General features: G+C 62.6%; 19 protein-coding genes and 3 pseudogenes. 10 read left to right on the top strand and 12 right to left on the bottom strand.

Annotated elements, in window-relative coordinates; translation table 11 throughout:
• Positions 1-332: 332 nt before the first annotated feature.
• The 3 genes and pseudogenes from OR16_RS31410 to OR16_RS31400 all read right to left on the bottom strand — a co-directional run bounded on the left by OR16_RS31410 (position 333) and on the right by OR16_RS31400 (position 3,957).
• Positions 333-1,417 (bottom strand): annotated as a pseudogene (locus OR16_RS31410) (porin).
• A 154-nt stretch (positions 1,418-1,571) separates the two neighbouring features.
• On the bottom strand, positions 1,572-2,495 hold the full coding sequence (locus OR16_RS31405) for an amidohydrolase family protein (RefSeq protein WP_006162691.1): 924 nt from the start codon (positions 2,493-2,495) through the stop codon (positions 1,572-1,574).
• A gap of 79 nt (positions 2,496-2,574) precedes the next feature.
• Positions 2,575-3,957, bottom strand: a complete 1,383-nt coding sequence (locus OR16_RS31400; protein ID WP_081488926.1) for an MFS transporter — start codon at positions 3,955-3,957, stop codon at positions 2,575-2,577.
• Between the two features lie 745 nt (positions 3,958-4,702).
• Between OR16_RS31400 and OR16_RS31395 the strand changes: the two genes are divergently transcribed.
• From OR16_RS31395 to OR16_RS31385, 3 genes are all read left to right on the top strand, one after another.
• The gene (locus OR16_RS31395) at positions 4,703-5,080 is read left to right on the top strand and encodes a TetR/AcrR family transcriptional regulator (protein ID WP_158001397.1); all 378 of its coding nucleotides are present in this window, start codon (positions 4,703-4,705) and stop codon (positions 5,078-5,080) included.
• Positions 5,081-5,112: 32 nt separating this feature from the next.
• Positions 5,113-5,541: a hypothetical protein gene (locus tag OR16_RS31390; RefSeq protein ID WP_141639947.1), complete on the top strand. Its 429-nt coding sequence runs from the start codon at positions 5,113-5,115 to the stop codon at positions 5,539-5,541.
• Between the two features lie 169 nt (positions 5,542-5,710).
• Entirely contained in the window at positions 5,711-9,139 is a 3,429-nt protein-coding gene (locus OR16_RS31385; RefSeq protein ID WP_043421895.1) for an adenylate/guanylate cyclase domain-containing protein, read from the top strand.
• A gap of 10 nt (positions 9,140-9,149) precedes the next feature.
• On the opposite strand, the pseudogene OR16_RS42030 reads toward OR16_RS31385, so the two are convergent.
• Positions 9,150-9,365, bottom strand: a pseudogene (locus tag OR16_RS42030) (TetR/AcrR family transcriptional regulator); the annotation flags it as partial.
• Positions 9,366-9,594: 229 nt separating this feature from the next.
• On the opposite strand from OR16_RS42030, the gene OR16_RS31375 reads away from it, so the two are divergent.
• A complete protein-coding gene (locus OR16_RS31375; protein WP_006162687.1) occupies positions 9,595-9,996 on the top strand; it encodes a nuclear transport factor 2 family protein in 402 nt (133 codons plus the stop codon).
• Between the two features lie 42 nt (positions 9,997-10,038).
• The gene (locus OR16_RS31370) at positions 10,039-10,794 is read left to right on the top strand and encodes an SDR family oxidoreductase (protein ID WP_006162686.1); all 756 of its coding nucleotides are present in this window, start codon (positions 10,039-10,041) and stop codon (positions 10,792-10,794) included.
• A 128-nt stretch (positions 10,795-10,922) separates the two neighbouring features.
• On the opposite strand, the gene OR16_RS31365 is transcribed toward OR16_RS31370, so the two are convergent.
• A complete protein-coding gene (locus OR16_RS31365; protein ID WP_006162685.1) occupies positions 10,923-11,831 on the bottom strand; it encodes a LysR family transcriptional regulator in 909 nt (302 codons plus the stop codon).
• Between the two features lie 100 nt (positions 11,832-11,931).
• On the opposite strand from OR16_RS31365, the gene OR16_RS31360 reads away from it, so the two are divergent.
• Both OR16_RS31360 and OR16_RS31355 read left to right on the top strand, forming a co-directional pair.
• Complete coding sequence (locus OR16_RS31360) at positions 11,932-12,825, top strand: pirin family protein (protein ID WP_006162684.1); 894 nt, start codon at positions 11,932-11,934, stop codon at positions 12,823-12,825.
• Between the two features lie 128 nt (positions 12,826-12,953).
• On the top strand, positions 12,954-13,391 hold the full coding sequence (locus OR16_RS31355) for a DoxX family protein (RefSeq protein WP_006162683.1): 438 nt from the start codon (positions 12,954-12,956) through the stop codon (positions 13,389-13,391).
• Between the two features lie 963 nt (positions 13,392-14,354).
• Here OR16_RS31355 and OR16_RS31350 read toward each other — a convergent pair.
• The 7 genes from OR16_RS31350 to OR16_RS31320 form a co-directional block, all read right to left on the bottom strand.
• Positions 14,355-15,014: a hypothetical protein gene (locus tag OR16_RS31350; RefSeq protein WP_006162682.1), complete on the bottom strand. Its 660-nt coding sequence runs from the start codon at positions 15,012-15,014 to the stop codon at positions 14,355-14,357.
• Between the two features lie 103 nt (positions 15,015-15,117).
• Positions 15,118-16,071, bottom strand: coding sequence for a quinone oxidoreductase family protein (locus OR16_RS31345; protein ID WP_006162681.1), 954 nt, complete (start codon positions 16,069-16,071; stop codon positions 15,118-15,120).
• A gap of 37 nt (positions 16,072-16,108) precedes the next feature.
• A complete protein-coding gene (locus tag OR16_RS31340; RefSeq protein ID WP_006162680.1) occupies positions 16,109-16,882 on the bottom strand; it encodes an SDR family NAD(P)-dependent oxidoreductase in 774 nt (257 codons plus the stop codon).
• Positions 16,879-17,325 (bottom strand): ester cyclase, encoded by a 447-nt coding sequence (locus OR16_RS31335; protein ID WP_006162679.1) that lies wholly within the window; start codon positions 17,323-17,325, stop codon positions 16,879-16,881. Before OR16_RS31335 ends, OR16_RS31340 begins: the two co-directional genes overlap by 4 nt.
• 49 nt (positions 17,326-17,374) lie before the next feature.
• Complete coding sequence (gene wrbA, locus OR16_RS31330; RefSeq protein ID WP_006162678.1) at positions 17,375-17,974, bottom strand: NAD(P)H:quinone oxidoreductase; 600 nt, start codon at positions 17,972-17,974, stop codon at positions 17,375-17,377.
• Positions 17,975-18,212: 238 nt separating this feature from the next.
• Positions 18,213-18,854, bottom strand: a complete 642-nt coding sequence (locus OR16_RS31325; RefSeq protein ID WP_006162677.1) for a DsbA family protein — start codon at positions 18,852-18,854, stop codon at positions 18,213-18,215.
• Positions 18,855-18,914: 60 nt separating this feature from the next.
• Positions 18,915-19,565, bottom strand: a complete 651-nt coding sequence (locus OR16_RS31320) for a DsbA family oxidoreductase (RefSeq protein WP_006162676.1) — start codon at positions 19,563-19,565, stop codon at positions 18,915-18,917.
• A gap of 226 nt (positions 19,566-19,791) precedes the next feature.
• On the opposite strand from OR16_RS31320, the gene OR16_RS31315 reads away from it, so the two are divergent.
• The 3 genes and pseudogenes from OR16_RS31315 to OR16_RS31305 all read left to right on the top strand — a co-directional run bounded on the left by OR16_RS31315 (position 19,792) and on the right by OR16_RS31305 (position 22,818).
• A complete protein-coding gene (locus OR16_RS31315) occupies positions 19,792-20,949 on the top strand; it encodes an FAD binding domain-containing protein (protein ID WP_006162675.1) in 1,158 nt (385 codons plus the stop codon).
• A gap of 153 nt (positions 20,950-21,102) precedes the next feature.
• Positions 21,103-21,591, top strand: coding sequence for a VOC family protein (locus OR16_RS31310; protein ID WP_006162674.1), 489 nt, complete (start codon positions 21,103-21,105; stop codon positions 21,589-21,591).
• 2 nt (positions 21,592-21,593) lie between these two features.
• A pseudogene (locus tag OR16_RS31305) lies at positions 21,594-22,818 on the top strand (FAD binding domain-containing protein).
• Positions 22,819-22,886: the final 68 nt, after the last annotated feature.

The following is a 22,886-nucleotide window of genomic DNA, read 5'->3' as shown; positions in this document are numbered from 1 at the left end:
GAATCCGAAAACTCCAACTGTTTGCAACTGCCAGCGGCGGCGTCGCTTGAAAGCCAAGCCCGCTTCGTTGTTAGTCGCTGTTAGTCGTTGTTCAAGACCACTATATTTCACGACCGTAAAGTTTGCAAGGAAAACTGCGCTCATGAGCGATGGAGCGGGTTCGTATTCGATGGCAGCGCGATCGCGCAGCTCCCCAACTCCAGCGTGAGCGTCAGAGTGCGTTCAGCCGTTCCATCGGGAACGTAATGGAAGGGGAGAGGGGAAAACAAGGGGAGAGGGGAAAAGGAAAAAGGCACCCTAAAGCGCCTTTCAAGATTGAATTTTGGAGTGCTTCAGAACTTATGCCGAATACCCACTGCAGCGCCGAGCATATTGGTCTTGGTCCCCCCAATCGGATAGCCGTTGGAGAAACCGATCGACGCTGTGTCCAAGGCGAGGCCGGAATTCTTGGAGTAAGCGGTCGTCAAGTACACGTCTGTTCGCTTGGAAAGATTGTAGTCGGCGATGAACATAAGCTGCCAAGGATTGCCTGGCGGGCGCAGAGCGGGCAAAGTCGATGCGTGGAAGCGCTGGTAAAAGTAGTCCACCGTCAGGCCGAGGGCGGGCGTGACCTGATAGGCTGCGCCAGCCCAATAAATGTCATCGCGCACCAGGGTCAACCCAGACACACTCGATCTTCCCCAGCGATAGCCCCCCTCGATTTTTGCCTGGCCAATGGAGTAGCTGACCGCGGCGGCGGCCTTTTTGACCGTACCGGTGCCAAGAAAGGCGCCACCATTAGCGATGCTCGGGTTGACCTGATCGTAAGCGATAGTAGCGCCGAACACGTCGCCCAGATAAGAGGCTTGGGCACCGTATGCGGAATCGCGACGAAACTGACCGGGGGCCTCCCCCGAGCCACCGATGCTGGCGCTGCCCACGCTGCCAAAACTCGCGCCGGTGCCAAAGGACCAATGGGCGCCCACGGTGACAGCGCCAAACGTACCCGTGTACTTCACAGTGTTGTCTTCGCGGAATGCCTGCCCAACCACGGCAATCACCGGCTCATAGGTGTTCGCATAATATGCAGGCGAGAAATTGGATAACGCTTCGTCAAGGGAGGTGTATTGGCGCCCAAGTGTGATCTTGCCGTACGTGGCACTCTGCAGGCCGACAAATGCTTGGCGGCCAAACAGGCGACCACCTTGCTGCACCGTGCCGGTGTCCACGCCTATACCACCTTCCAACACAAACAATCCGCTGAGGCCGCGGCCCAGGTCCTCGACACCACGCAGGCCCCAGCGCGAGCCGGACAGTTCCTCACGTTGGTGGCAAATTCAACGTTGGAATCCACCACGCCATATATCGTGACGCTCGACTGGGCCTGTGCGGTACCCACTGCGCTCAGCAGCAAGCACGACAATAGTGACTTCTTCATTTACGTCTCCCCATAATTCTTATGCTGTAGCCTTGTGTCGGTGCCAATTGGCGATTAAGGCCTCACGTCCCGCCTTGTTTTCGCCTTGTAGCTGCACGCCAGCCATCCCCCTCTGACGCTACTGTCGCGGACTCTCCTCCGGGCCCGCGTACAGCTAACGCCCAAGCAGCTGAGCGGCATTCGCACCGTACACCTTTGCCATATCGACCCCGGGGATCTCGATGGCGTCCAATACCGATCCAAAACGCCGGATGGCGCTTGTCGGGGCAAACGGGAAATCCGTTCCAAAGAGGATGCGTTCAGGGTCCGCCACTTGCGCAAGCGAAGCCAAGGCTGGGGTACCAGCGGACAGCGCCGTGTCAAAGTAAAAAGCCCTGATTGCGGCGAGCGGGTCACCTACCCGCTCGGCCACCGACGGCATCATTGAAATGGAGAGCGCGATCCGAGGCGCAAGAAAAGGCAACGTGCCTCCCGCGTGCGAAAGGATGAAGCGGACGTTCCTGTAGCGGCTCATCGCCCCTGCAATGATCAGGCTTGTGGCGGTACGCGTGGTCTCAAAGGGATACTCGAGCACGGATGCCGGAGCGACGGATGGAATATCATGCGGCGGCTGATTTGGATGAATGAAGGCAACCGCCCCGCGCCTGTCGAGCTCCTCCAGTAGCGGAGTGAAATGCTCGTGCCCCAGATATTTTCCATCGTAGTTGGTGAAAAGGATGAAACCATCAACCTTCAACTCGTCGAGGCAATAGCTAACCTCCTTCAACGCCGCTTCGACGTTTGGAAGCGGCAAGCTCGCGAAGGAGCCGAACCGGCCATTGAACCGAGACCGGAGCTCGGCAGCGTGGTCGTTGCATTTCCTCAGCAAGGTGGCGGCATCGGGAATAGCCGGCCCTGACGAGATAGACAAGATGCCTTCGTCGATGCCGTTCTCATCCATCATTGCGATGGCTGCCTCTTCCGACCAGGTTGGAGCGACACCACTCGGCATCGCCGCATTCAAGAGGTCCAGCCCTACGGCATCCACGTAAGATTTTGGCAGAAAATGCTGATGGGTATCGATCTTTCTTTTTGACATTATCTTATTCTCCAAGTATTCCTATCGAAGGATGTGGTCATCCGATATTCAACAACATAAACAATCCTGACATCGCTTTCTATTCGGTTGCGATTGCCGATGTCGAACCGACGATTTCCGCTTGGTGGCTTCCTGACCCCTGTTTTTCGACGAGAACACGCGCCATGGCAATCATGCTTGCGCAAGCTAGCAGGAGCGGTATAGACAGGACAATGCATACGAGGAGGTAAGGAAGATTCGAAACAACTATCAGGCCGATTAACGCTGAACCAATAATTGAGCCCAGTCTGCCGATTGAAACGGTCCAGCCACCGCCGGCCGCTCGAAACGCGGTGGGATAGAAGATTCCTGGTATGGTGTTGACGCATATCAGCGGACCGCCGATAGCCAGTCCCGCCAGGAAAACCGCGGCCGCGTACCAAGGCGCTGTCTCTGACATACCGAGAGCGACTATGAGCACCGAACCTGCGCCGAACGCAGCCGATATGACCGCGGCGACGTTAAACCGGCGAACCAGGATGGCGAAGAGGATCGCCCCACCAAGCGCGCCAAACTGGAACATCGAGGACAATTGCGAAGCATCATGCATCGATAGTCCAGCCTGCTTCAAATGCGTCGGCAACCAACTTCCGATAAGGAAGAAAACCAGATACCCCGCAAATTCGGCAAACCATGTCAACAGGGTTCCGAGTCGATACTCCTTCCCCAGAAGCGCACGGATTCCGGACCGCTTTCCACTCGGTGCGGCAAGAGAGAAGCTCATGCCTGAACAATCTACCGTCGGGAACATCTTTGCCACAACTCGCTTAACCGCCGCGCTGGACTTGTTGCTGGCTACCAGGTAGAGAGGGGACTCTGGAACCTGCCATACCAAGAGGATCACGACGAAAAGGGGCATCACACCACTCAACAGGAGCATGCCTCTCCACCCCAATGCACCAATTGCGAATGAAGTCACAAAGCCGGCAGCGGCGGCTCCGAAGAGAAAGCCGCAATACATGGATGCAAGCATCGCGGAGCGCGAACGGTCCGGACTGAATTCCGCGACGAGAGCCGACGTGGCGGGCATCGCCGCCCCGATGCCCAATCCGGTTATGAATCGCCACGATATGAGCTGGACGATCGATTGAGACTCGCAGGACGCAATGCCCGCAATGCCAAACCATGCAATCGCCACTATGCTCACTGCCCTGCGCCCAACGCGATCGGCCAGCGTCCCACCCACAATTGAGCCGATCAACAATCCAAATAACCCAAATGCAACCAAAGGCGAGAGCGCTGCGCTCGAGAGTTTCCAACTCTGGCTGATGGCCGGCGCGATGAATCCGATCACAATCGTGTCGAAGCCCTCGATCGCGGTTGCAGCGAAACAGACGAGAAAGACCGCCCATTGCTTTTTCCCCATCGGCATCCGATTGAGGAACTCACGCATATCGTGACGAACATCTGCTGTACTTTCCATTACCTGTCCTTGGCGAGCGGAGACGGTTGAGAAGACCGGGGGAGACCTCGATCTTGGGCTGTATCGGTCAAGTCACGATCGCGGGAACATCTAGCGTCGCACTCCTCCAAGCGTCCGCCGCGGCAGGTGAAACACGGGAAAACCGAGGACACGCGCTTCATCCCTGTTCCCCCTCAGCGCTTCGAGGCGCGCTACCGCGTGGACATCACGAAACCTGTACACAGCGTAGTAGTAAATTTTCCACTCGTAAAGCTTTGTATTGGTGGGATTATCCCTATGGGCTTTTTATGCACTTGCCGATGACATGACAGCCCGACGAGCCGCGTCGGTGCGTGCCGCGAAGTTTGTAAGTACTTAACGAACCCCGACAGCCTTGCAATAGGAATTCCGAACGCAGCAAGCCGGCGAGGCTAGCGGCGCCTTCGGAGGGAGGGCGCGGGAGCGCCGGGGCTTCGATGGGGATGGCCTAGATAGGGCGGGCCCAGGCGAGGAGAACGTAGAGACAAGTTTGGCCTGCGGCACTTGCAGTCACGCGAACTCACATTCGAATAGGTGCCGGAGAGCCCCATTCATCGCATCCGCCCGATGCGCAGCTGAGCCGATGCGGAAACGATCACTTGGCGGGAAACGAGCGCGATGGGCGGATCCTTATATAATACGTCCGTAAAGCGCGCGCGGCCACGGCCCTCAACCGGCGGCAGCGATGCTTCGGTGGATGGGTCGAACGCTAGCGACCGGTGCACCGATGGAGAAACTCTATTCAGGAGGACAGATGGTGCGAAGTACGGATTCCGAGCAGAACCAAGCCAGGAAGGGTCGGCGACCGCCCGAGCTCCAGCGCGCAGAACAGCAACGAGCGCAGGAAACACGAACGGCAATTCTGAATGCGGCACTTTCCGAATTTGCCTCGAAGGGATTCGGGGCTGCAAGCATCCGCAGCATCGCGGAGCGAATCGGATTGCAGCATCCGCTGATCACTTACCACTACCGAACCAAGGATATCCTCTGGGAGGCGGTAGCCGAACATGTGTTCGATCGTATCAGCCACGTGTGGGAGGGCTATCTGGACGATGCTCCACCTATCTGGACGATGCTCCACCAGTCAGTGCCGCAGAGCGGGTGAGGTTGTTGTACCGTGCCCTATTCGAATTTACGGTGAATTTCCCTGAATTCCATCGTTTTATGCTTCAGGAATACCTTGAGTACAGTCCGCGGCTTCAATGGCTCGCGGATACGGTACTCCGGCCGCTGATTGATCGCGTGCTGCCGCAAATCGGAGAAGCGCAGGAGGAAGGCGTCTTGCCTAAAGTCGAGCCTATCATCCTCCATTATCTGATGATCAGCCTGACATCGACACTCTCCACTTTTGGCTCGGAGATGCTGGCGACCAACAAGCTTTCCGCATCCGACCCGGCCGTCATCGAATCCTATTGGAGCACGGTCGAGGCGCTGCTATTTGGAGTACGGGCCGGCGCCCCACGAACGAGCAAGCCAAACCCGGGTGACGCTGAAAAGATACTTCCTCGTCAAACCTCCCAGGCAAACAACAAGCGCCCCATCACCAAGAGGGCAGTGCGCAGCTGACCGGGTTCTCGCGGGTCCGCAGGCTTGCGACCGTTCCCCGTTGCGGCGTCGGGCCCGATCTCTCCTCTTCGATGTCTCCGGCAAAGTTCGATGATGCAAGGTCTGGCTTGCTACGACGGCCGATCACGCCTCTAATGATCTAGGACGTGCGAAGACGGTGGGGGGCATCATGCGCTGCGCGACTTGTGGCTTCGAAAATCTCGCGCTGGGAAACTTTTGCGAGGGGTGCGGTGCCAAGCTCGTACGAAGGTGTCCAAGCTGCGGCGAGCAAGTCAGCCCCATTGCAAAGTTCTGCGGCGCTTGTGGCGTTTCGCTGAACGAAGTCATCTCTGGGACGCGTGAGATAGCCAACGCCAAGGGCCTGGCTCCTGTTCACTACACGCCGCCCCATCTGGCGGAGCGTATCCTGGCCGAATTGGCGGCCATGGAAGCCAGGGGTGGGAGCTTCGGTGAGCGCAAGACCATCACTGCGCTGTTCGCCGACATGGCTGGCTCGACGGCGTTGATCCAGGACCTGGACCCCGAGGAGGCGCGGCGCCTGATTGACCCCGTGGTGACGCTGATGATGGAGGCCGTGCACCACTATGAGGGCTATGTCGCCAAATTTCTGGGCGACGGTATCCTGGCTCTGTTCGGCGCCCCCATTGCCCACGAGGACCATGCGCTGCGGGCCCTGTACGCGGCGCTGCGCATGCAGGAGGCGATGCGCCGCCACAGTGACCGGGTTCGCCTGGACCAAGGCGTGCCGTTGGAGATCCGGGTCGGCATTCACTCCGGCGAGGTCGTTGTGCGCTCGATCCGCAAGGATGACCTGCACACCGACTACGATCCGGTAGGCCACACTATCCACATTGCGTCACGGATGGAAGGTATGGCCAGGCCTGCGTCCATCCTGGTGAGTGCGGCCACCCACAAGCTGGCGGAGGGATACTTCGACTTCAGGGCCCTGGGTACCACGCAGGTCAAGGGTGTCCGCGAACCACTCGATGTCTATGAGGTTCAAGGTCTCGGCGCTCTGCGCACACGGCTCCAGGTGGCAGCGCATCGTGGACTGGCAAGATTTGTGGGCCGCCAGGATGAGATGCAGCAACTGCAAAATGCCGTGGCCCTGGCCAAGGAAGGACACGGACAAGTTGTCGGCGTGCAGGGCGAAGCCGGGGTAGGAAAATCCCGGCTATTCCACGAGTTCAAGGCGCGGTCACGTCAAGGCTGCCTTTTGCTCGAGACTTTCTCGGTTTCGCACGGCAAGGCCTTTGCCTATCTACCGTTGATTGAGCTCCTGAAAGGCTATTTTCAGATAGCCTCAGAAGATGATGACCGCAGTTGTCGCGAAAGGATCACGGGAAAACTGCTCACGTTAGCGCGTTCGCTGGAAGACCACCTGCCATACTTGCTCTACCTGTTTGGCATCGCTGAACCCGGTTTGGCGCTGTCAAACATGGACACGACGATTCGGCGCAAGCGAACATTTGATGCGATAGCAAACCTGCTGCTCCGAGAAAGCCTCAATCAGCCACTACTGCTTATTTTCGAAGACCTTCAATGGCTAGATAGCGAGACCACTGCGTTCCTCGATGTTTTCTTCGATTGCGTGCCGGATGCGAGGATCGTCTTGCTGGTCAACTACCGACCGGAGCATACCCATGACTGGGGCGCCAGGCGCCACTACACGCAACTGCACCTGGAGCCACTGGGACCAGCTGAAGCCCAAGGCTTGCTAACCGCCCTGCTTGGAGATGAGCGCAGCCTCGTTCCGCTCAAGCGGCTCATCCTTGAGAAGACTGAAGGGAACCCGTTCTTCATGGAAGAAGTCGTCCAGACCCTTTTCGAGGAGGGCACCCTGCTCGGCCACCCTGGCTGTTACCGCGTCGAGGAAGCTCCCGCTCTTTTGCACATCCCAACGACAGTACAGGGGGTGCTTGCCGCCCGCATCGACCGACTCCCCTTCGGGCACAAGGAACTGTTGCAAACTCTTGCCGTGGTCGGGAAGGATTTCCCCTTGACGCTGGTTCAGCACATCACCGCACTTGCACAAGACAAGCTACGCCCGCTTCTGTCGGACCTGCAAGCAGCGGACTTCATATACGAGCGCCCCGCCTACCCTGAGATCGAGTATGCATTCAAGCACGCCTTGACCCAGGAAGTCGCTGGCAATTCGCTGCTTACGGAGCGTCGCTGCGCGTTGCACGAACGCACTGCACAAGCCATCGAAACGCTATTCCAAAGCCGCCTGAAGGACTATTGCGGCGAACTCGCTCACCACTACAGGCTCAGCGGCAACGTCCCAAAGGCTGTCGAGTATCTGCGCTGCGCCGGCCAGCAAGCCCTGCAGCGTTCCGCCCTGACGGAAGCGATCCGTCAGCTATCCACAGCCATCGAACTGCTAAGGCAATCGCCCGACAGCGCGGAGGGCGCACGCCAGGAGCTTACGCTGCGACTGACTCTCGGGCCAGCCTTGGCAGCCGTGCGAGGCCAGGCCTCCCCAGAAGTGGAATCCAATTACAAGCGTGCGCTGGCAATGTGCGAACTGGAAGGGCAAACCCAATACATCTTCTCCGCTCTATTGGGCCTGTGGACGTTCTATCAGTTGCGTGCACAATACGAGACAGCGAAAGCGCTCGGGAAACGCCTGCTTGGCCTGGCCTTGCAGACCCACAAGCCTGAACATCTCGCAGAGGCGCATCGCGCGCTAGGCGCCACCGCCTTCCGTCTGGGCTTGCTAGACGAAGCTCGCACCCATATGGAGCAGGTGCTGCAACTGCAGCGTCCAGACCAGCCACAGTACGACTTTCTTCTGGGTTACGGGCGAGACCCGGCTGTTCACGCCATGGCCGCGCTTGGATGGAACCTGTGGTACCTCGGCAAGCCCGATCTGGCCCTCTTGCATAGCCATAAGGCCGTTGCGCTGGCCCGAACGCGCCCTGACGCCTACAACCTTGCCCTCTGCCTGATCTTTGCGGCCGAGGTCCATCAATGCCGGGGCGAGTTCGAACTGACTCGCGAGTACGCCGATGCCGCCATCGCGGTGTCGGATGAGCAAGGGCTTCCGTTCTATCAGGGATTGGGAGCGGCTCTGCAGGGCTGGGCGTTGGCCAAGGGGGGACGTCATGAGGATGGGATTGCCCGGATACACCATGGCCTCCGCGCCTGTGAGACGACCGGCGCGGCGCTCGGAAGGCCAGGCCTGCTTGCCCTGCTGGCCGACGCGTATGGAAGCGCTGGGCAACTCGGCGCCGGCCTTGACCGGGTGGCCGAGGCGCTCGCGCTGGCCGAAGAAACTGGAGAGCAGGTTGACGAAGCCAAGCTGCATCGGCTCAAGGGCGAACTTCTGCTCCGGCAATCAAAGGATAGCCCCTCTACACCAGCCAGCCCAAACGAGGCTGAGGCGTGCTTTCACAAGGCAATTGCGGTGGCCCGTGCGCAGGGTGCCAGGTCGTTGGAACTGCAAGCCGCATTGAGTCTCGCAAGGCTACGGATCCTGCAAGGAAAATTGGACGCAGCGCGCACTACGCTGGCTGATATCCATGGCAGCTTTACCGAGGGTTTCGACCTCGCCGACTGGAAGGAGGCCAAAGCCCTGCTGGATGATTTTCGATGATGGAGACGAACGCGTCTCCTCCATCCTCCATGGCCTTGTCCATCACTGCGGCAACCAGCGCGTCCTTTGATTTGAAGTGGTTGTAGAAACCACCCTGTGTAAAGCCTGCCGCCTTCATCAGTTCGGCGAGCCCGACCCCATCGACGCCGCGCTCGCGGAACAGCCTCTCGGCGGCGGCCACGATCGCCAGCCGGTTTTCGACCGCCTGTTGCTTGGAAACCCCCATTCCCTCCCCTCTTCGGCCGCCAACGGCCCAATGCGCCTGATCGAAAAATACAATGGCGATCACCATTGACATTGCTGGCGCGGATCACCACAATTCATCGCATAGACAATGTCAGTCACCATTGTGTTGAGTATAGCCTACTCGACTTGGGCGTCCAAGCAGCATGGGCCCAACCGACCAACCGACGCCTGACCGCGTTGCCACCTGATCCGTCAAGAAGGATAGCGATATGACGAAAACTACTCCTGAACAGAACAAGGCGATTGTGCTGGAAGCGTTCGACACCCTTTTCAACAAGCGAGACTACGTTGCGGCAGAGCAACTCTGGTCCGATCGCTATATTCAACACAGCGCACATATCGCACCGGGACGCAAAGGCCTGTTCGATCTGGTCCGCGCGCTTCCCGATACCTTGCGCTACGAGAACCACCTGATCATGGCTGAGGGCGACTATGTCATCGCACATGGCCGCTTCTCCGGCAACGGCCGGCCCGCAGCCTGGATTGCTGCGGACGTTGTCCGATTCGAAGACGGCAAGCTGGCTGAGCACTGGGACGTCCTTCAGGATGAGGCGACCCAGACGCAATCCGTGAGCGGCCTGCCGATGTTCGGCGACCGATTCCCTGCCTGACCGCGAAAGCACCACCCACTGAAACACAAAAAGGAAACGATCATGAAACTCACCGGAAACACGATCTTCATCACGGGCGGCGGTTCGGGCATTGGCCGCGGGCTGGCGGAGGCGCTCCACAAGCGTGGCAACAAGGTCATCATCGCCGGCCGCCGGCGCAGCCATCTGGACGAAGTGGTGGCGGCGAACCCGGGGATGGCCGCGGTCGAGCTCGACATCACCGATGCCGCCAGCATCGAGCGGGTAGCGGCGCGATTGATCGCGGACTATCCCGATCTCAACGTGCTGATCAACAACGCGGGCGTCATGCAGCCGGACCAGGCGGGTGGAAAGGTCGATGACGCGTTGATGGTGTCCACCATCACGACCAACCTGATGGGGCCGATCCGCATGACGTCCGCATTGATCGATCATCTCAAGACCAGGAACGATGCGGTCGTCGCTTATACCAGCTCGGTGCTTGCATTCGTGCCGCTAGCCGTGACTGCCGTGTATTCCTCGACCAAGGCAGCGCTTCATTCGTACGTCCTATCGCAACGCTTCATGCTGCGGGACACGACGGTGCGCGTACTGGAGATCGCGCCGCCCTGGGTACGCACGGACCTCATGAACAGCCGCGAAGCCGAACTGGCGATGCCGCTTGAAGCGTTCATCGACGAAACGATGACGGTTCTCGGAACCGATGCAGATGAGATTCTGGTTGAAGGCGCCAAGCAGTTCCGCGGCAACCCGGGGCCCGGCGAGCACGACCTGGTCAATGGCTTCAACGCACAGATCACGCCGGTGCTGGCCGGGTGACTCGCTGCCAGCGCGGCTACGTCGCCGCCGAGCGCTTCTGGTCGCCTGACTCCATTCAACACCCCGGGAGGGATTCACCGGCCGTTGGGGCTAGGGATCCCCCGCGCGAGCCACGCCGATCGTGATGTCTATTTCGACGAACCTGGCAAGGGCTGCATCAGCCGTTTGAGGAACCAGCGGCCGGCGGGGCCTGGTGGCATATCCTTGCGGTAGACCGCGAACATGGCAATGGGCGGGGTTCGCGGCTGGAAGTTCTCCAGGCGCAACATGACCAGGGTGCCTGCATCGAGATCCTCCTGCACCATGGCAACCGGCATGTGCCCCCAGCCGAAGCCGGCGCGCAGGAAAGCATGTTTGGCACCCAGATCGGCCAGACGCCAGGTGAGCGGCGCAAAAACACCGAAGGTCTTGCCCTCGGTCAGGGTGGTGCGGTCGGTCAGGACCAGTTGGACGTGGCCCTCCAGTGTGCGCTGGCGGATCACACCTCGGTGCGCGGCCAGTGGATGCGATGGCGCGGTCACGGTGACCATGGGCACATCGAGCAGCTTTTCCGCGTCAAGCGTTTCCGGAACTGCGGGCATCGATCCGCTGATGCCGATCCGGCAAACGCCATCGAGCACCGGCTGCAGGACCGCACCCAGTGCCTCGACGTACAGGCGCAGCGGCGTGTGCGGAAATGCATCGCGAAACTCGCCGACTGCCCCGGTCAGCGAGGCCATCGGGTACATGACATCGACCACCACCGACAGCTCCGGCTCAAGCCCCTCCGCAATCGCGCGTGCCTTTGACTTGAAGCCGTCCATGCCGCTTACTACCATCCGCGCTTGTGCCAGCAACGCAGTACCTTGTTCGGTCAGGCGCGGGTAGCGCCCGTTGCGGTCGAACAACTGCACGTCGATCTGGCTCTCGAGGTTGGCGAGCGTATGACTCACTACCGACTGCGCGCGGCGCAGCTTGCGGCCTGCAGCGGAGAAGCTGCCCTCGTCGGCAGCGGCAATGAATGTGCGCAACTGATCCAGCGAGACGCCGTCAAGCATATCTATCTAATCCATAGATGGTACACATCGATAAATATAGGCTACCGGCATAGATGTCAAGCACCTAACCTTCGGTCATGGCATCACTGAAGGAGCTTTCATGAAATCCGCAACGCAAGCCGGACGCGCAGCCGAAGAGCGCCAGACCCGGTACCCCATGGCCCAGCCGCAAGCGGCAGCCACCCGTCCCATCGTGCTGCGCACCAAAGGGCGCCGGCACGGCCCCGTCACGCGGATCGTCAGCCCGGGAGACGTGGGGCAATTGATCAAGCCCTTTGTCTTTCTCGACTACTTCGACTTCGCGCCTTCCGGCGACGCGCTGTTCCCCATGCACCCGCATTCGGGCATTGCCACGCTCACCGTGCTGATCGAGGGCGAACTGGACTATGAGGACACGACCGGTGCGGCCGGCGTGCTGCATTCAGGCAGTGTGGAGTGGATGCGAGCTGGAAATGGCATCTGGCACGGCGCCAGTCCCGCCAAGGGCGAGAGGTTCCAAGGCTATCAGCTTTGGGTCGCCTTGCCGCGCAGTCTCGAAAACGGGCTGCCGCATAGCCAGTACCTCCCCGCTTCGACGATTCCGCGCGCGGGTCCGGCACGCGTGATTCTCGGCACCCAGTCCGGCAGGAACAGCCCGGTTGCCGCGCCTGCCGGCGTGGCGCTGCAGCACGTGCGCCTGGCCGCCGGCGAGCGCTGGCGCTACCAGCCGCCCGAAGGCCACACGGTGGCCTGGGCGCATGCCAACCGTGGCACGCTGGCTGTCGGCAACGAGGTCCTGCATGACGAACTCGTTGTCTTCGCCCAGTCGGAAGACCTGCTCGAATTTGCAGCCCAGTCAGATGCGGATTTCATCGTCGCGTCGGCAATCCCGCATCCGCACGACCTGTCGCTTGGCTACTACTCCGTCCATACGTCGGACGAGGCGCTGCGCAAGGGCGAAGCCGAGATTGCACGGATCGGCATGCAGCTCCGCGCCGAGGGTCGCCTGCGGTAACCCGCGGCGGCCGCGAGACACGCATTTTCCGCGTCACTACCCAGTACCCAGTACTCACGACTTACCGCTTACTACCTACCACCCACCACCTACCACTTACCCATCACCTCACATTTTTCAAACAAAGGATGCAAACCATGACTTCGACCAACGCCAATGCACACCCGGCCCTTCCCCTGATCGGCCGCATTCTCATCGCCGCCATCTTCCTCGTCAGCGCTATTGGCAAATTGATGGCACCTGCCGCTACCATCGGCTATATCGGCTCGCTCGGTCTGCCTGTGCCGGCGCTGGGCTACTTCGGCGCACTGGTGCTCGAACTCGCCGGCAGCGTGCTGCTCATCGCCGGCTACCGGACGCGACTGGTGGCCACGCTGCTTGCGGTCTACGCCGTGTTGACCGCGCTGATCTTCCACCATGCGCTGGGCGACCAGAACCAGATGTTCCACTTCCTCAAGAACCTGGCCATGGCAGGCGGCCTGGTGCAGGTGATGTACTACGGCGCCGGCGCGTTCAGCTTCGATGGCCGCCGCACGCAAGTGACGCGGGCTGTAGCGGCGCAGTAACGACAAGGTCCTGCAACCCGGGATAGCCGAGGCACCGCCTCGCTACCCGGGTTTCGGCGTTTCCACGCTCGTGGCGCCGCATCGGAAGCTGGAAAATCCTGGCGCATGACTTCGTGAACGCGCCGTGGATTCATGGCACCTCCTGGATAGCATCCGGACATCTCCGCGCAATTAGCGCTGCCATCGTAGCGCCGTCGATCGCATTGTCTCTGACGTGCCGATAGCGCAAGCCCGGATGCCCCTCCCTTCCCACAAATACCAATCCCCCACCTTGGCGGTGGTGCTTTCCGCTGACGGTAGTGGACCGTGCCGGCCGCTATCCGCTGTACTACCAATCCGGGAACATCCGGAGCAACGACGGGCGGCACGAGTGGATGCCTACGGCACAACCGCCGGCTGCCACGCTGAGGCGCAGCAGCGGCGGATGGATGCGTTCCGGCGCTGCCATCACGTGCGGAGGCCGCACGAAGCGTTGCGCCAGAGCACCCCCTGGGAGCTGCTATTCGGAGTCAGTGCGCGCCTATCCGAGTCGGTTGCCGAAGATGGAGTCCGCGCGCCACGTCGAGCCTCACCAGGTGACCAGCAGCGGCTTGATCCACAGGGCCGGGAAGATCATCTACGTGGGACTTGCGCCACGGCGTAACCGTTGGACTGGACGCGATTGGAGAGGGATTGGAGAGGGATGGTGGCGTGTCGATATGGCGCGTCGACTTTTCCGGCCCGATGGCATTGGGCCAGATCGACGAACGCCAGACCAGAATGGCTATCTGAGCCTCAGGGTGTTACCCATGTGATTGACTCGTACCTGCTTGCAGGAGGCTGGCGTGGTGGGGTCGCTTAGCCCGGTGGTCCCGTCGTCAGGCCTCGGGTTCATCAACGCGGCGCCACCGCGCCCACGGCGAAAGCGGGACGCAACCGACATGCAGCGTGCCGGCGTGTCTGACAACGGGTCCTCCGCCCAGCCTACTCAAGCGTCGCACGCGCCAGGAATGGCGCCAGCTGTGCGCGGGCCATCTCCGGCGTCACGACGTCTGCCGGCGCCAGCTTTTGGTAGCTGTAGCTCTCCGGGTCATCGTAGATCCGCTCCGCGATCAGCCTGGGCCTGGCCTCGCTGGTATAGGTAAAGATCTGGAACAGGTGATGTGTCATGAGGTAGTGCGCCGCGGGATCCGCGTCGATATCATGGTCCCCGAGCATCGCGCCGGGAACGACGTGCGTCCAGACGGCCTCGGTGGTAACGCCATAGTCTTCGACGCCCATATTCATGGTCCGCGCGCCCATGACGTTGGTCCGGGTTTCAAACGCTTCGCGATAGAAGCCTTCGACGGCGGCCTTGCCCGTGAAGACCCGCATCTCCCGCCGGTCTCCCACGCGATACATGGGCTCTTCCACGGTGAGTTCGGGCACGATGATCTGGTTCCAATGGCCGGAGACTTCCAGCAGGAGGTGGCGCAGGTAGTTCTTGAGGATTGCCCGGTGCAGAGGATTCTCCGTGTCGTGCAGGAACCTCTCCACCTGCCTGGGCCATTGCGTGACGTCGAACTTCGGCGAGACATTCATCAGGGTCAGGGCGTCTGCCGTGCGCAGGTCGGTGCGGCCCTTGATCAGGGTGGTATGTTGCATCGTTTGGTCTCCAGGTAGCTTAGAGGCCGGGCGGCAGGCGCCCGTGCTGACAGCCGCGGCGCGAGGCAGGGCGCTTGCGCCGCGAGCGCCTCAGGGAATGAGCTCAGGGAATGAGAATGGCTGTGCCGGCGCGGCGGCGTTCGGCGATGTCCTCATGCGCGCGCGACGCGTCGGCGAGGGGGTAGCGCGCAAGCTCGGTCTCGCCGAAGACACCCGTACGCAGCGCTTCGAACACCGCGGCGACGGCTTCGTCGCGCGCCTGGCCTTGCAGGTGTTGGGCCATCGGCCCTCCGGCGACGCGCACTTGCCGAGCCGCGAGGGCGGCCTGGTCGATCTCGGGCGCGCCCGAGGCGGCACCGATGTTCACGATCGTTCCGCCATCCCGCACCGCCGCCACCGAAGCCGCGAAGGTGGCCTGGCCCACGAATTCATAGACGACGTCCACGCCGGCAGGGGCGATATCGCGGATCTGCGCACCGAGATCCGGATCATCCGAGGCCAGTGCATGATCGACATCCGCGCGCAGCGTGTCTTGCTTGGCAACGCCGCCGGTGCCGATCACCGTGGCGCCGAGCGCGCGTGCCCAGCGCGAGAGGAGCCGGCCCACCGCGCTGGTCGCGCCCTGGACAAGGATGGTCTCGCCACGCTTGATCTGATGGAACCCGTGAAGGGCGGACCATGCCGTCAGGCCTTTGGTCAGGACTGCCGCCGCCTGCTCGGCCGACACATCCCGTGGCAGCTGGACGAGGGCTTGGGCGTCGATGGTCCGCTCTTGTGCATAGCTTCCCGGGGACAGGAAGTAGGCGACGCGATCGCCCACGGCGAAACCGCGTACGCCTTCGCCCAGGGCCTCGACAACGCCAGCGCCTTCGACGCCTGGGATGGAAGGCAACGGCACCGGGAAGATGCCCTTGCGGAAGATAGTGTCGATGAAGTTCACGCCAATGGCCTCGTGGCGCAGGCGAACCTCGCCGTGGCCGGGTTGCGCAATGGTTTGCTGTTCCACCTCGAGGACCTCGGGGCCGCCGTGGGCGTGGAATCGGATGACGGTGCTCATGTCTTGTACTCCTGTGAATGGGTTGTAGTGCTGGTCTTCAGATTACGGCCAGCAGTCCGCCGTCGACGAGCAAGGCGGTGCCGGTCACATAACTGGACAGATCGGAGCCCAGCCACGCCACCGCGTCACCGATCTCCGAGGGCTTGCCGAGCCGGCGCAACGGAGTGCGCCGGCGAAAACCCTCTGCCGCCTCGGCGATACCGGGGCTTGTGCGCAGCAGGTGTGTATCGATGGTCCCTGGGGCAACGGCGTTGACGCGAATGCCGTCCGGCCCCAGGGCATCGGCCAGGGACTTGGCCATCAGCACGACCCCGCCCTTGCTGGTGGAGTAGCCCACCGTGATGCCTGCGCCGGCGATCCCGCCCATGCTGGCCATGAGCACGATGCTTCCTGCCCTGCCGCTCGCCTTCATCCGCCGGGCGGCGGCCTGCGCGCTGAAGAGCGTGCCGTCCAGGTTCACCCGCATCAGGCGATGGAAGTCCTCCTCGGTGACGTCGAATCCGTCGGCTTTTGCCGTGATGCCGGCGTTGGCCACCATCACGTCGATGCCGCCAAATGCTTCTGCCGCCTCGACCAGCGCGTCGACGTCGGCGCGCTGGCTGACGTCAGCCCGATGGAACCGTGCGGGCACGCCAATATCCGAGATCTCGGCGAGGGTGGAGCGCCCGCCCTCGCGCGGCTCGGCGTTCAGGTCCGAGACAATGATCGCCTTGGCGCCATGGCGGGCAGCCTGGACGGCAACCGCCTTGCCGATGCCACTGGCCGCGCCGGTCACAACCACGACCTTGCCAGCGAGGATGTTGGTGTTCATGCGGGCTCTCCAGAGCCGACGGGCCATGCGCCCAGTTGCTGAAGCACCGAGAACAGATTGGCGACACCCCAATGCTCGGTGATCTTGCCGTCTTGCACCCGCATGGCGTCGACCGTCTCGAACCGCACCGCGCGGTTCGTCGGCGCAATACCCAGGAAGTCGCCCTTGTGCGTGCCATGGTAGGTCTTGTAGGTGGTGACCACATCGCCGACCGCGCGCTGCCAGTGGATTTCGGCGTGGAAGTCGGGGAATGCCTCCCGCAGCTTGCGATACAGGCCCAACGCGCCGGCCTTGTCCGGGGTGCAATTCGGTTGCGGGGTGTGGTCCAGGAAGTCGTCCGAGAACAGGGCGTCGAACAGGGCCCAGTCACCGCCACCCTGGACTTCCGTGGTATTGCGACGCACTACGGCCTTGGCGATCTCGCCGATGTCTTGTTGTTGCATGATTTGCTCCGTTCGAAGGGGGGGCTCTGCTGCGGGCGGTGTGCCGTATTCAGGCGCGAAGCTTGGCCGCCGTCTTCGCGACCAGTTCTCCCTGGTGGCGGGCGCCAGCGAGGTCGATCTCGCTCGGCTGGCGCGAGCCGTCGCCACCGGCGACGGTGGTCGCGCCATACGGGGCACCGCCGACAATCTCGGACATGCTCATCTGGCCCTGATGGCTATACGGCAATCCCACGATCGTCATGCCGAAGTGCAGCAGGTTGGTGATGATGGAGAAAAGCGTGGTTTCCTGGCCGCCGTGCTGTGTCGCACTCGACGAAAAGGCCGCGCCGACTTTGCCGTTGAGCGCGCCGCGTACCCAGAGGCCACCAGCTTGATCAAGGAACGACGCCATCTGCGAGGACATGCGGCCGAAGCGCGTGCCGGTGCCGACGACGATCGCATCGTAGTGCTCGAGTTCTGCAACCGTGGCGACCGCGGCGGATTGATCAAGCTTGAAGTAAGCGCTTTTTGCGATGTCTTCCGGCACGGTCTCGGGCACGCGCTTGACGTCGACGAGAGCGCCCGCTGCGCGCGCGCCTTCGGCAATGGCATTCGCCATTCTTTCGATGTGGCCGTACGACGAGTAATACAGAACAAGAACCTTGGTCATTTGAACTCTCCTGGTGGCGCGGCTCAGCGAGCCGTATGAGCTGAATCGTAGCTGCCACCCATCCATCTCGGTAGCCTATTAATTTCGATAATATCTATCTAATAAGTAGATGGTTCCATGCCTGCCGCGATGTGCCGTCGGCGTTCGATTGCGGCGGCGGCGCTGAAGGCAAGCCGCGAAATGAGAACGCGGCTGATCGCTTCGAGGAACTGTGGGAACTGGGGGAATTGGCGCGCACTCACTGCGCCAAAACCTCCTCCATCGCCTTCCTGAACAGCTCCGGCTTCCCGAAATACCGCCCCGTACGCAGCCTAGAGATCTTGCCGCCCTGCTCGATCGCCAGCGCCGGGTAGCCATGGCCGCCGATCTCCTCGAGTAGCGCCTGCGTCTGCGCGAAATGGTCAGGCAGCGTCGCGCTCGCCTGATCAAGGGCGTTTGCGAACGAAGCTGCATCGAGCCCCAGTTCCTCTGCGATCTGGATCAGTTCGCTGCGCTCGGCGATCGGGCGGCCTTCGCGGTAGTACGCAACCTGAAGACGTTCGAGCATCTTCAACCCGGCACCGCCGACGGATTCGGCGGCCAGCATCGCCGCGGTGGGCGGGCCGGAATCCAGCCTGACGTCATAGTCGAACTGCGTGCCCTGCTGGTAGGTCTCGCTGAATGGTTGCCCGCTCAGGGCGGTGATGCGCTCCTCGTGAGGGCGAACGAAATCCCGCCATTCGGCGGACATGTTCTGCGCTCGTTCTCCTGCCAGCATGCCGCCGCTGTGCGGCACCACCCTCAGGCCGGCCTCGTCGGCGGCCAACACGAGCGGTGCAAGACCGTAGCACCATCCGCAAAACGGGTCATACACGTAATGCAGGGTCGCTTGCTTGTCCATTTTTGTGTTCTCCAGGTTCTTTGCGGCAGCCGCCCGTTGGGGCGTGCTGCGCGCTCGTGATCAGATGGCCTCGCCCACTGCCGCCTGCAACGCCTTTTCCATGATCGAAGGCGGCTGCGCCCCGGCGATGGCGGCGCTGCCGATCCGGATCGTCGGCACGGAGCGGACGCCCTCGCGCTGCGCCTTCGCCTGCGCCGCCACGACCTCCGCTTCGCCGTCGGTGCCCGACAGGTGGTTCCGCACGGCCTGTGCATCGAATCCAGCCGATACGGCCAGCGGCACGAGTACATCGATCAGGCCGATGTGCTCCCCGCGGGAAAAGTACGCAGCGAATATGGCCTCGAACAACGCCTCCACCATGGCTGTGTCGCCGATCTGTTGGGCGAAAGCCATCAGCCGGTGCGCAAGCCGGGTATTGGGCGTGACCGTGATCAGGTCATAGTTGAAATCCAGCCCGGCGCGCCTCCCCATCATCGCCACCTCTGCGTCCATGGCCTGCGAACGCGCCCAGTTGCCGAACTTCGCGGTACGGTAGGCCTTGCGGTCGGCGCCTTCCACCGGCATGTCCGGGTTGAGTTCGTAGGGCACATAAGACATCGCGGGGGCGACCTCGGCCGGCACGCGCTCGATGGCGGCCTTCAGGTTGCGATGGCCGATCCAGCACCACGGGCAAATAAAGTCATAGGTGATCTGGGTGTCGACGGGTTTCATGACGGCTCCTTGCGTGAGTGATGCAGCGAGCGTAGACGGCGGGCCGCATCAGCGGAATGGCATGCCAGCACAAACCTGCGTTGCCGGCGGCGCAACGCCAGGTTCGCGGGCGAGTGCGCCCACTCCGTTGCCGCCCACGCAAAACTGCTTTGCCCCCGCCATGCATTCTCCGCGGGCCCCGACGCTTCTACGATGCAGTCCATCCACTCGCACTCTGGAGCGACACATGAGCACCAACGAGGCATCCTCCGTCGGCCCGCGCAAGGCCCTGGTCATCGGCGGTTCGCTGGGCGGCCTGTTCACGGCCACCGCGCTGCGCGCCGTGGGCTGGCAGGTCGACGTGTTCGAACGTTCGGCATCGGAGCTCGACAGCCGTGGTGGCGGCATTGTGTTGCAGCCGGAGGTGCTGCGGGCGTTCTCGTTCGCCGGCATCGCCGCGCACGGAGCGCTGGGTGTGCGCTCGCACGACCGGCTGTTCCTGGACCACGGCGGCGACGTGCTCCACCGCCAGCGCATGCCGCAGACACAGACCTCATGGAGCACGCTGTATGCCACCCTGCTCGATCATTTCCCGGCAGCGCACTATCACCGCGGCGCAGCGCTCACCGCGATCGCGCAGGACGAGCACGGCGTTCGCGCCACCTTCGCCGATGGACGCCAGGCGTGCGGTGCATTGCTGGTCGGTGCCGACGGCGCTGGCTCCACGGTGCGCAGTATCGTGCTGCCCGGTGTCGCCCCCAGCTATGCGGGCTATGTCGTCTGGCGTGGACTTGTCGACGAAGACCGTCTGCCCGAAGCGGCCAGGCCGCTGCTGCACGAGAACTTCGTGTTCCAGCAAGACAGCGACTCGATGATGCTGCAGTACATGGTGCCCGGTGCCGACGGTGCGACGGCGCCCGGACGGCGCCGCTTCAACTGGCTGTGGTACCTGAAGGCCGACCCCGGCGTGGCGCTCGATGCCGTGCTCACCGATCGCAACGGAAAACGCCGCAGCCATTCGATCCCGCCGGGCATGTTGTCGGCCGAGCAGGAGAGCTGGTTTCGCCAGACCGCAACCGCGCGCGCCAACCCCGCGTTCCGCGCGCTGATCGACAACACCGATCAGATCTTCGTCCAGGCCATCCAGGACCTGCAGGTGCCGCGCATGGTGTTCGGCCGCGTACTGCTGACCGGCGATGCCGCCTTCATTCCCCGTCCCCATACCGCCGGCAGCACCGCCAAGGCTGCGGCCAATGCGGTGGCGCTGGCCACGGCGCTCGACGGCACGGCCGACCCGGATCAGGCGCTACAGATCTGGCAGCAGGGCGAACACGCGCAAGGCGAGAAGATGACCCAGTGGGGTATCCGCATGGGTAACCGCATCATGGGGATCGCGCAGCACTAAGGCCGGGAGCCGCCCTGCACAGAAGTGGCGCAGCCGGTACACGCCGCGCCGATCAGGGTAAGTCCCCCCCTTGCCCGCTCTTGGCCATTCCACTCAGCCGCCCTACAATTTATCAAACGATCACTAATCGATCGATCAATAGCAGAGGCAACCATGACCATCCGCAAGCTCGCGCACTTCTCGATCCGCACCACGGACCTCGAGCAATCCTGCGCCTTCTACGAACGCATTCTCGGCTTCAAGCGAGGCTACCGCCCTCCTTTTGATTTCCCCGGCGCATGGCTGTACATGGGCGGGGACGAAGGCGACTTCGGCACGGTCCACATCATCGGTGTCGACCCCGACAACCCCGGCGGGTTGTCCGCTTACCTTGGCGACCGCGCCCCCGCGGCGACGGGCACCGGCACCCTCGACCACATCGCGTTCCTGGCCACCGGCGTGGCGCAGATGTGGGCAAAGCTGGGCGCCGAGGGCATCCCGTGGCGCGACCGCACCGTCCCCAGCCTGGGCTTGCACCAGGTGTTCATCGAGGATCCTTCCGGCGTCACCATCGAACTGAACTACCCCGCCGCCGAGGTCGCGGGCCTTGAAATCCCGGGCAACGGCGCGCGCGCCCCCCTCCCGGCAGTGGCAGGAGACTGATCATGACAACCCTTTCGACACGGCCAAAGGCCATCATCGTGGGCGGCTCGCTGGGGGGGCTGTTCGCTGCCAACCTGCTCGCCCGCGGCGGGTGGGAGGTGGAGGTATGCGAGCGTGTTCCCGAAGCCCTTGCCGGGCGCGGCGCGGGCATCGTCACGCATCCGGAATTGTTCGAGGCCCTGGCCGCCGCCGGGGTCGAGGTGGACGACGCCATCGGCGTGCAGGTGAAGTCCCGGCTGACGCTGGGCCAGGACGGCAGCGTCCTGTCGCAGCGAGAGCTGCCGCAAACGCTGACGGCATGGGGCAAGATGTACCACGTGCTGCGGTCCGCCTTCACCGGGGGCACCTACCGCACGGGCGCCAATGTGGTATCGGTGCGCAGCGAGCCCGGCCACGCCGAGGTAACGCTGGACGACGGCTCGATCCATCACGCCGATCTTGTCATCGCCGCGGACGGCTTCCGCTCCGCGTTGCGCGAGCGCCTGTTGCCCGAGGCCCGGCTCCAGTACGCAGGGTACATCGCCTGGCGCGGCCTGGTGGACGAAGCGAACCTGAGCGAAGCCACGCGCGACATGCTGTTCGAGAAATTCGCCTTCTGCCTGCCGCCGCGCGAGCAGATCCTCGGCTACCCGGTGGCGGGCCAGGGCAACAGTACCCGGGCCGGCGAGCGCCGCTACAACTTCGTGTGGTACCGCGCCACCAGCGAGGACGTGGACCTGCCCGACCTGCTGACCGACGCCAGCGGCAAGCGCTGGTCCGGCGGCATCCCGCCGGGGCTGATCCGCCCCGACGTGCTGGCGAGTATGGAGAATGCCGCGCTGGCCAACCTTGCGCCCCAGTTTGCCGAGGTCGTCACCAAGGCCGCGCAACCGCTGTTCCAGCCCATCTTCGACCTCGAGGTGCCCCGCATGGCCTTCGGCCGGGTGGCGCTGCTCGGCGACGCTGCCTTCGTGGCGCGCCCGCATTGCGGCATGGGCGTGACCAAGGCCAGCGGGCGACCCCATACGCGCGGTCAAGGCCCTGCAAGCGCATGACGGCGTCAGTGCCGCCCTGGAGAGCTACAGCGCCGAGCGCGTGCAGGTGGGCGCCGCCATCGTCGAGCATGCGCGACACCTCGGCGCCTATATGCAAGCGCAACTCAAGAACGAGACCGACCGCCAGATGGCCGAACGTTATCGCACGCCGGAAGCCGTGATGCGCGAGACGGCGGTGTCGACGCGCTTCTGAGCGCGCCGCAGCCCCCCGCCCCGCGCAAAACCAATCGCCCCCAACGGAGACAATCTTGGAACATACCG

It is taken from the genome of Cupriavidus basilensis OR16, assembly GCF_000243095.1.
Taxonomy (GTDB): domain Bacteria; phylum Pseudomonadota; class Gammaproteobacteria; order Burkholderiales; family Burkholderiaceae; genus Cupriavidus; species Cupriavidus basilensis_D.
The sequence above is the reverse complement of the archived record's forward strand: the minus strand, read 5'-3'. Positions and strand labels throughout refer to the sequence as shown.

Excerpts from the sequence above, each read along its gene's own strand:
- OR16_RS31395 (WP_158001397.1), top strand. The coding sequence starts at position 4,703 with ATGGAGAAACTCTATTCAGGAGGACAGATGGTGCGAAGTACGGATTCC.
- OR16_RS31345 (WP_006162681.1), bottom strand. The coding sequence starts at position 16,071 with ATGAGCACCGTCATCCGATTCCACGCCCACGGCGGCCCCGAGGTCCTC.
- OR16_RS31340 (WP_006162680.1), bottom strand. The coding sequence starts at position 16,882 with ATGAACACCAACATCCTCGCTGGCAAGGTCGTGGTTGTGACCGGCGCG.
- OR16_RS31400 (WP_081488926.1), bottom strand. The coding sequence starts at position 3,957 with ATGGAAAGTACAGCAGATGTTCGTCACGATATGCGTGAGTTCCTCAAT.
- OR16_RS31320 (WP_006162676.1), bottom strand. The coding sequence starts at position 19,565 with ATGAAACCCGTCGACACCCAGATCACCTATGACTTTATTTGCCCGTGG.
- OR16_RS31350 (WP_006162682.1), bottom strand. The coding sequence starts at position 15,014 with ATGCAACATACCACCCTGATCAAGGGCCGCACCGACCTGCGCACGGCA.
- OR16_RS31405 (WP_006162691.1), bottom strand. The coding sequence starts at position 2,495 with ATGTCAAAAAGAAAGATCGATACCCATCAGCATTTTCTGCCAAAATCT.
- OR16_RS31370 (WP_006162686.1), top strand. The coding sequence starts at position 10,039 with ATGAAACTCACCGGAAACACGATCTTCATCACGGGCGGCGGTTCGGGC.
- OR16_RS31310 (WP_006162674.1), top strand. The coding sequence starts at position 21,103 with ATGACCATCCGCAAGCTCGCGCACTTCTCGATCCGCACCACGGACCTC.
- wrbA (WP_006162678.1), bottom strand. The coding sequence starts at position 17,974 with ATGACCAAGGTTCTTGTTCTGTATTACTCGTCGTACGGCCACATCGAA.
- OR16_RS31355 (WP_006162683.1), top strand. The coding sequence starts at position 12,954 with ATGCAAACCATGACTTCGACCAACGCCAATGCACACCCGGCCCTTCCC.
- OR16_RS31365 (WP_006162685.1), bottom strand. The coding sequence starts at position 11,831 with ATGCTTGACGGCGTCTCGCTGGATCAGTTGCGCACATTCATTGCCGCT.
- OR16_RS31375 (WP_006162687.1), top strand. The coding sequence starts at position 9,595 with ATGACGAAAACTACTCCTGAACAGAACAAGGCGATTGTGCTGGAAGCG.
- OR16_RS31325 (WP_006162677.1), bottom strand. The coding sequence starts at position 18,854 with ATGGACAAGCAAGCGACCCTGCATTACGTGTATGACCCGTTTTGCGGA.
- OR16_RS31335 (WP_006162679.1), bottom strand. The coding sequence starts at position 17,325 with ATGCAACAACAAGACATCGGCGAGATCGCCAAGGCCGTAGTGCGTCGC.
- OR16_RS31360 (WP_006162684.1), top strand. The coding sequence starts at position 11,932 with ATGAAATCCGCAACGCAAGCCGGACGCGCAGCCGAAGAGCGCCAGACC.
- OR16_RS31315 (WP_006162675.1), top strand. The coding sequence starts at position 19,792 with ATGAGCACCAACGAGGCATCCTCCGTCGGCCCGCGCAAGGCCCTGGTC.
- OR16_RS31385 (WP_043421895.1), top strand. The coding sequence starts at position 5,711 with ATGCGCTGCGCGACTTGTGGCTTCGAAAATCTCGCGCTGGGAAACTTT.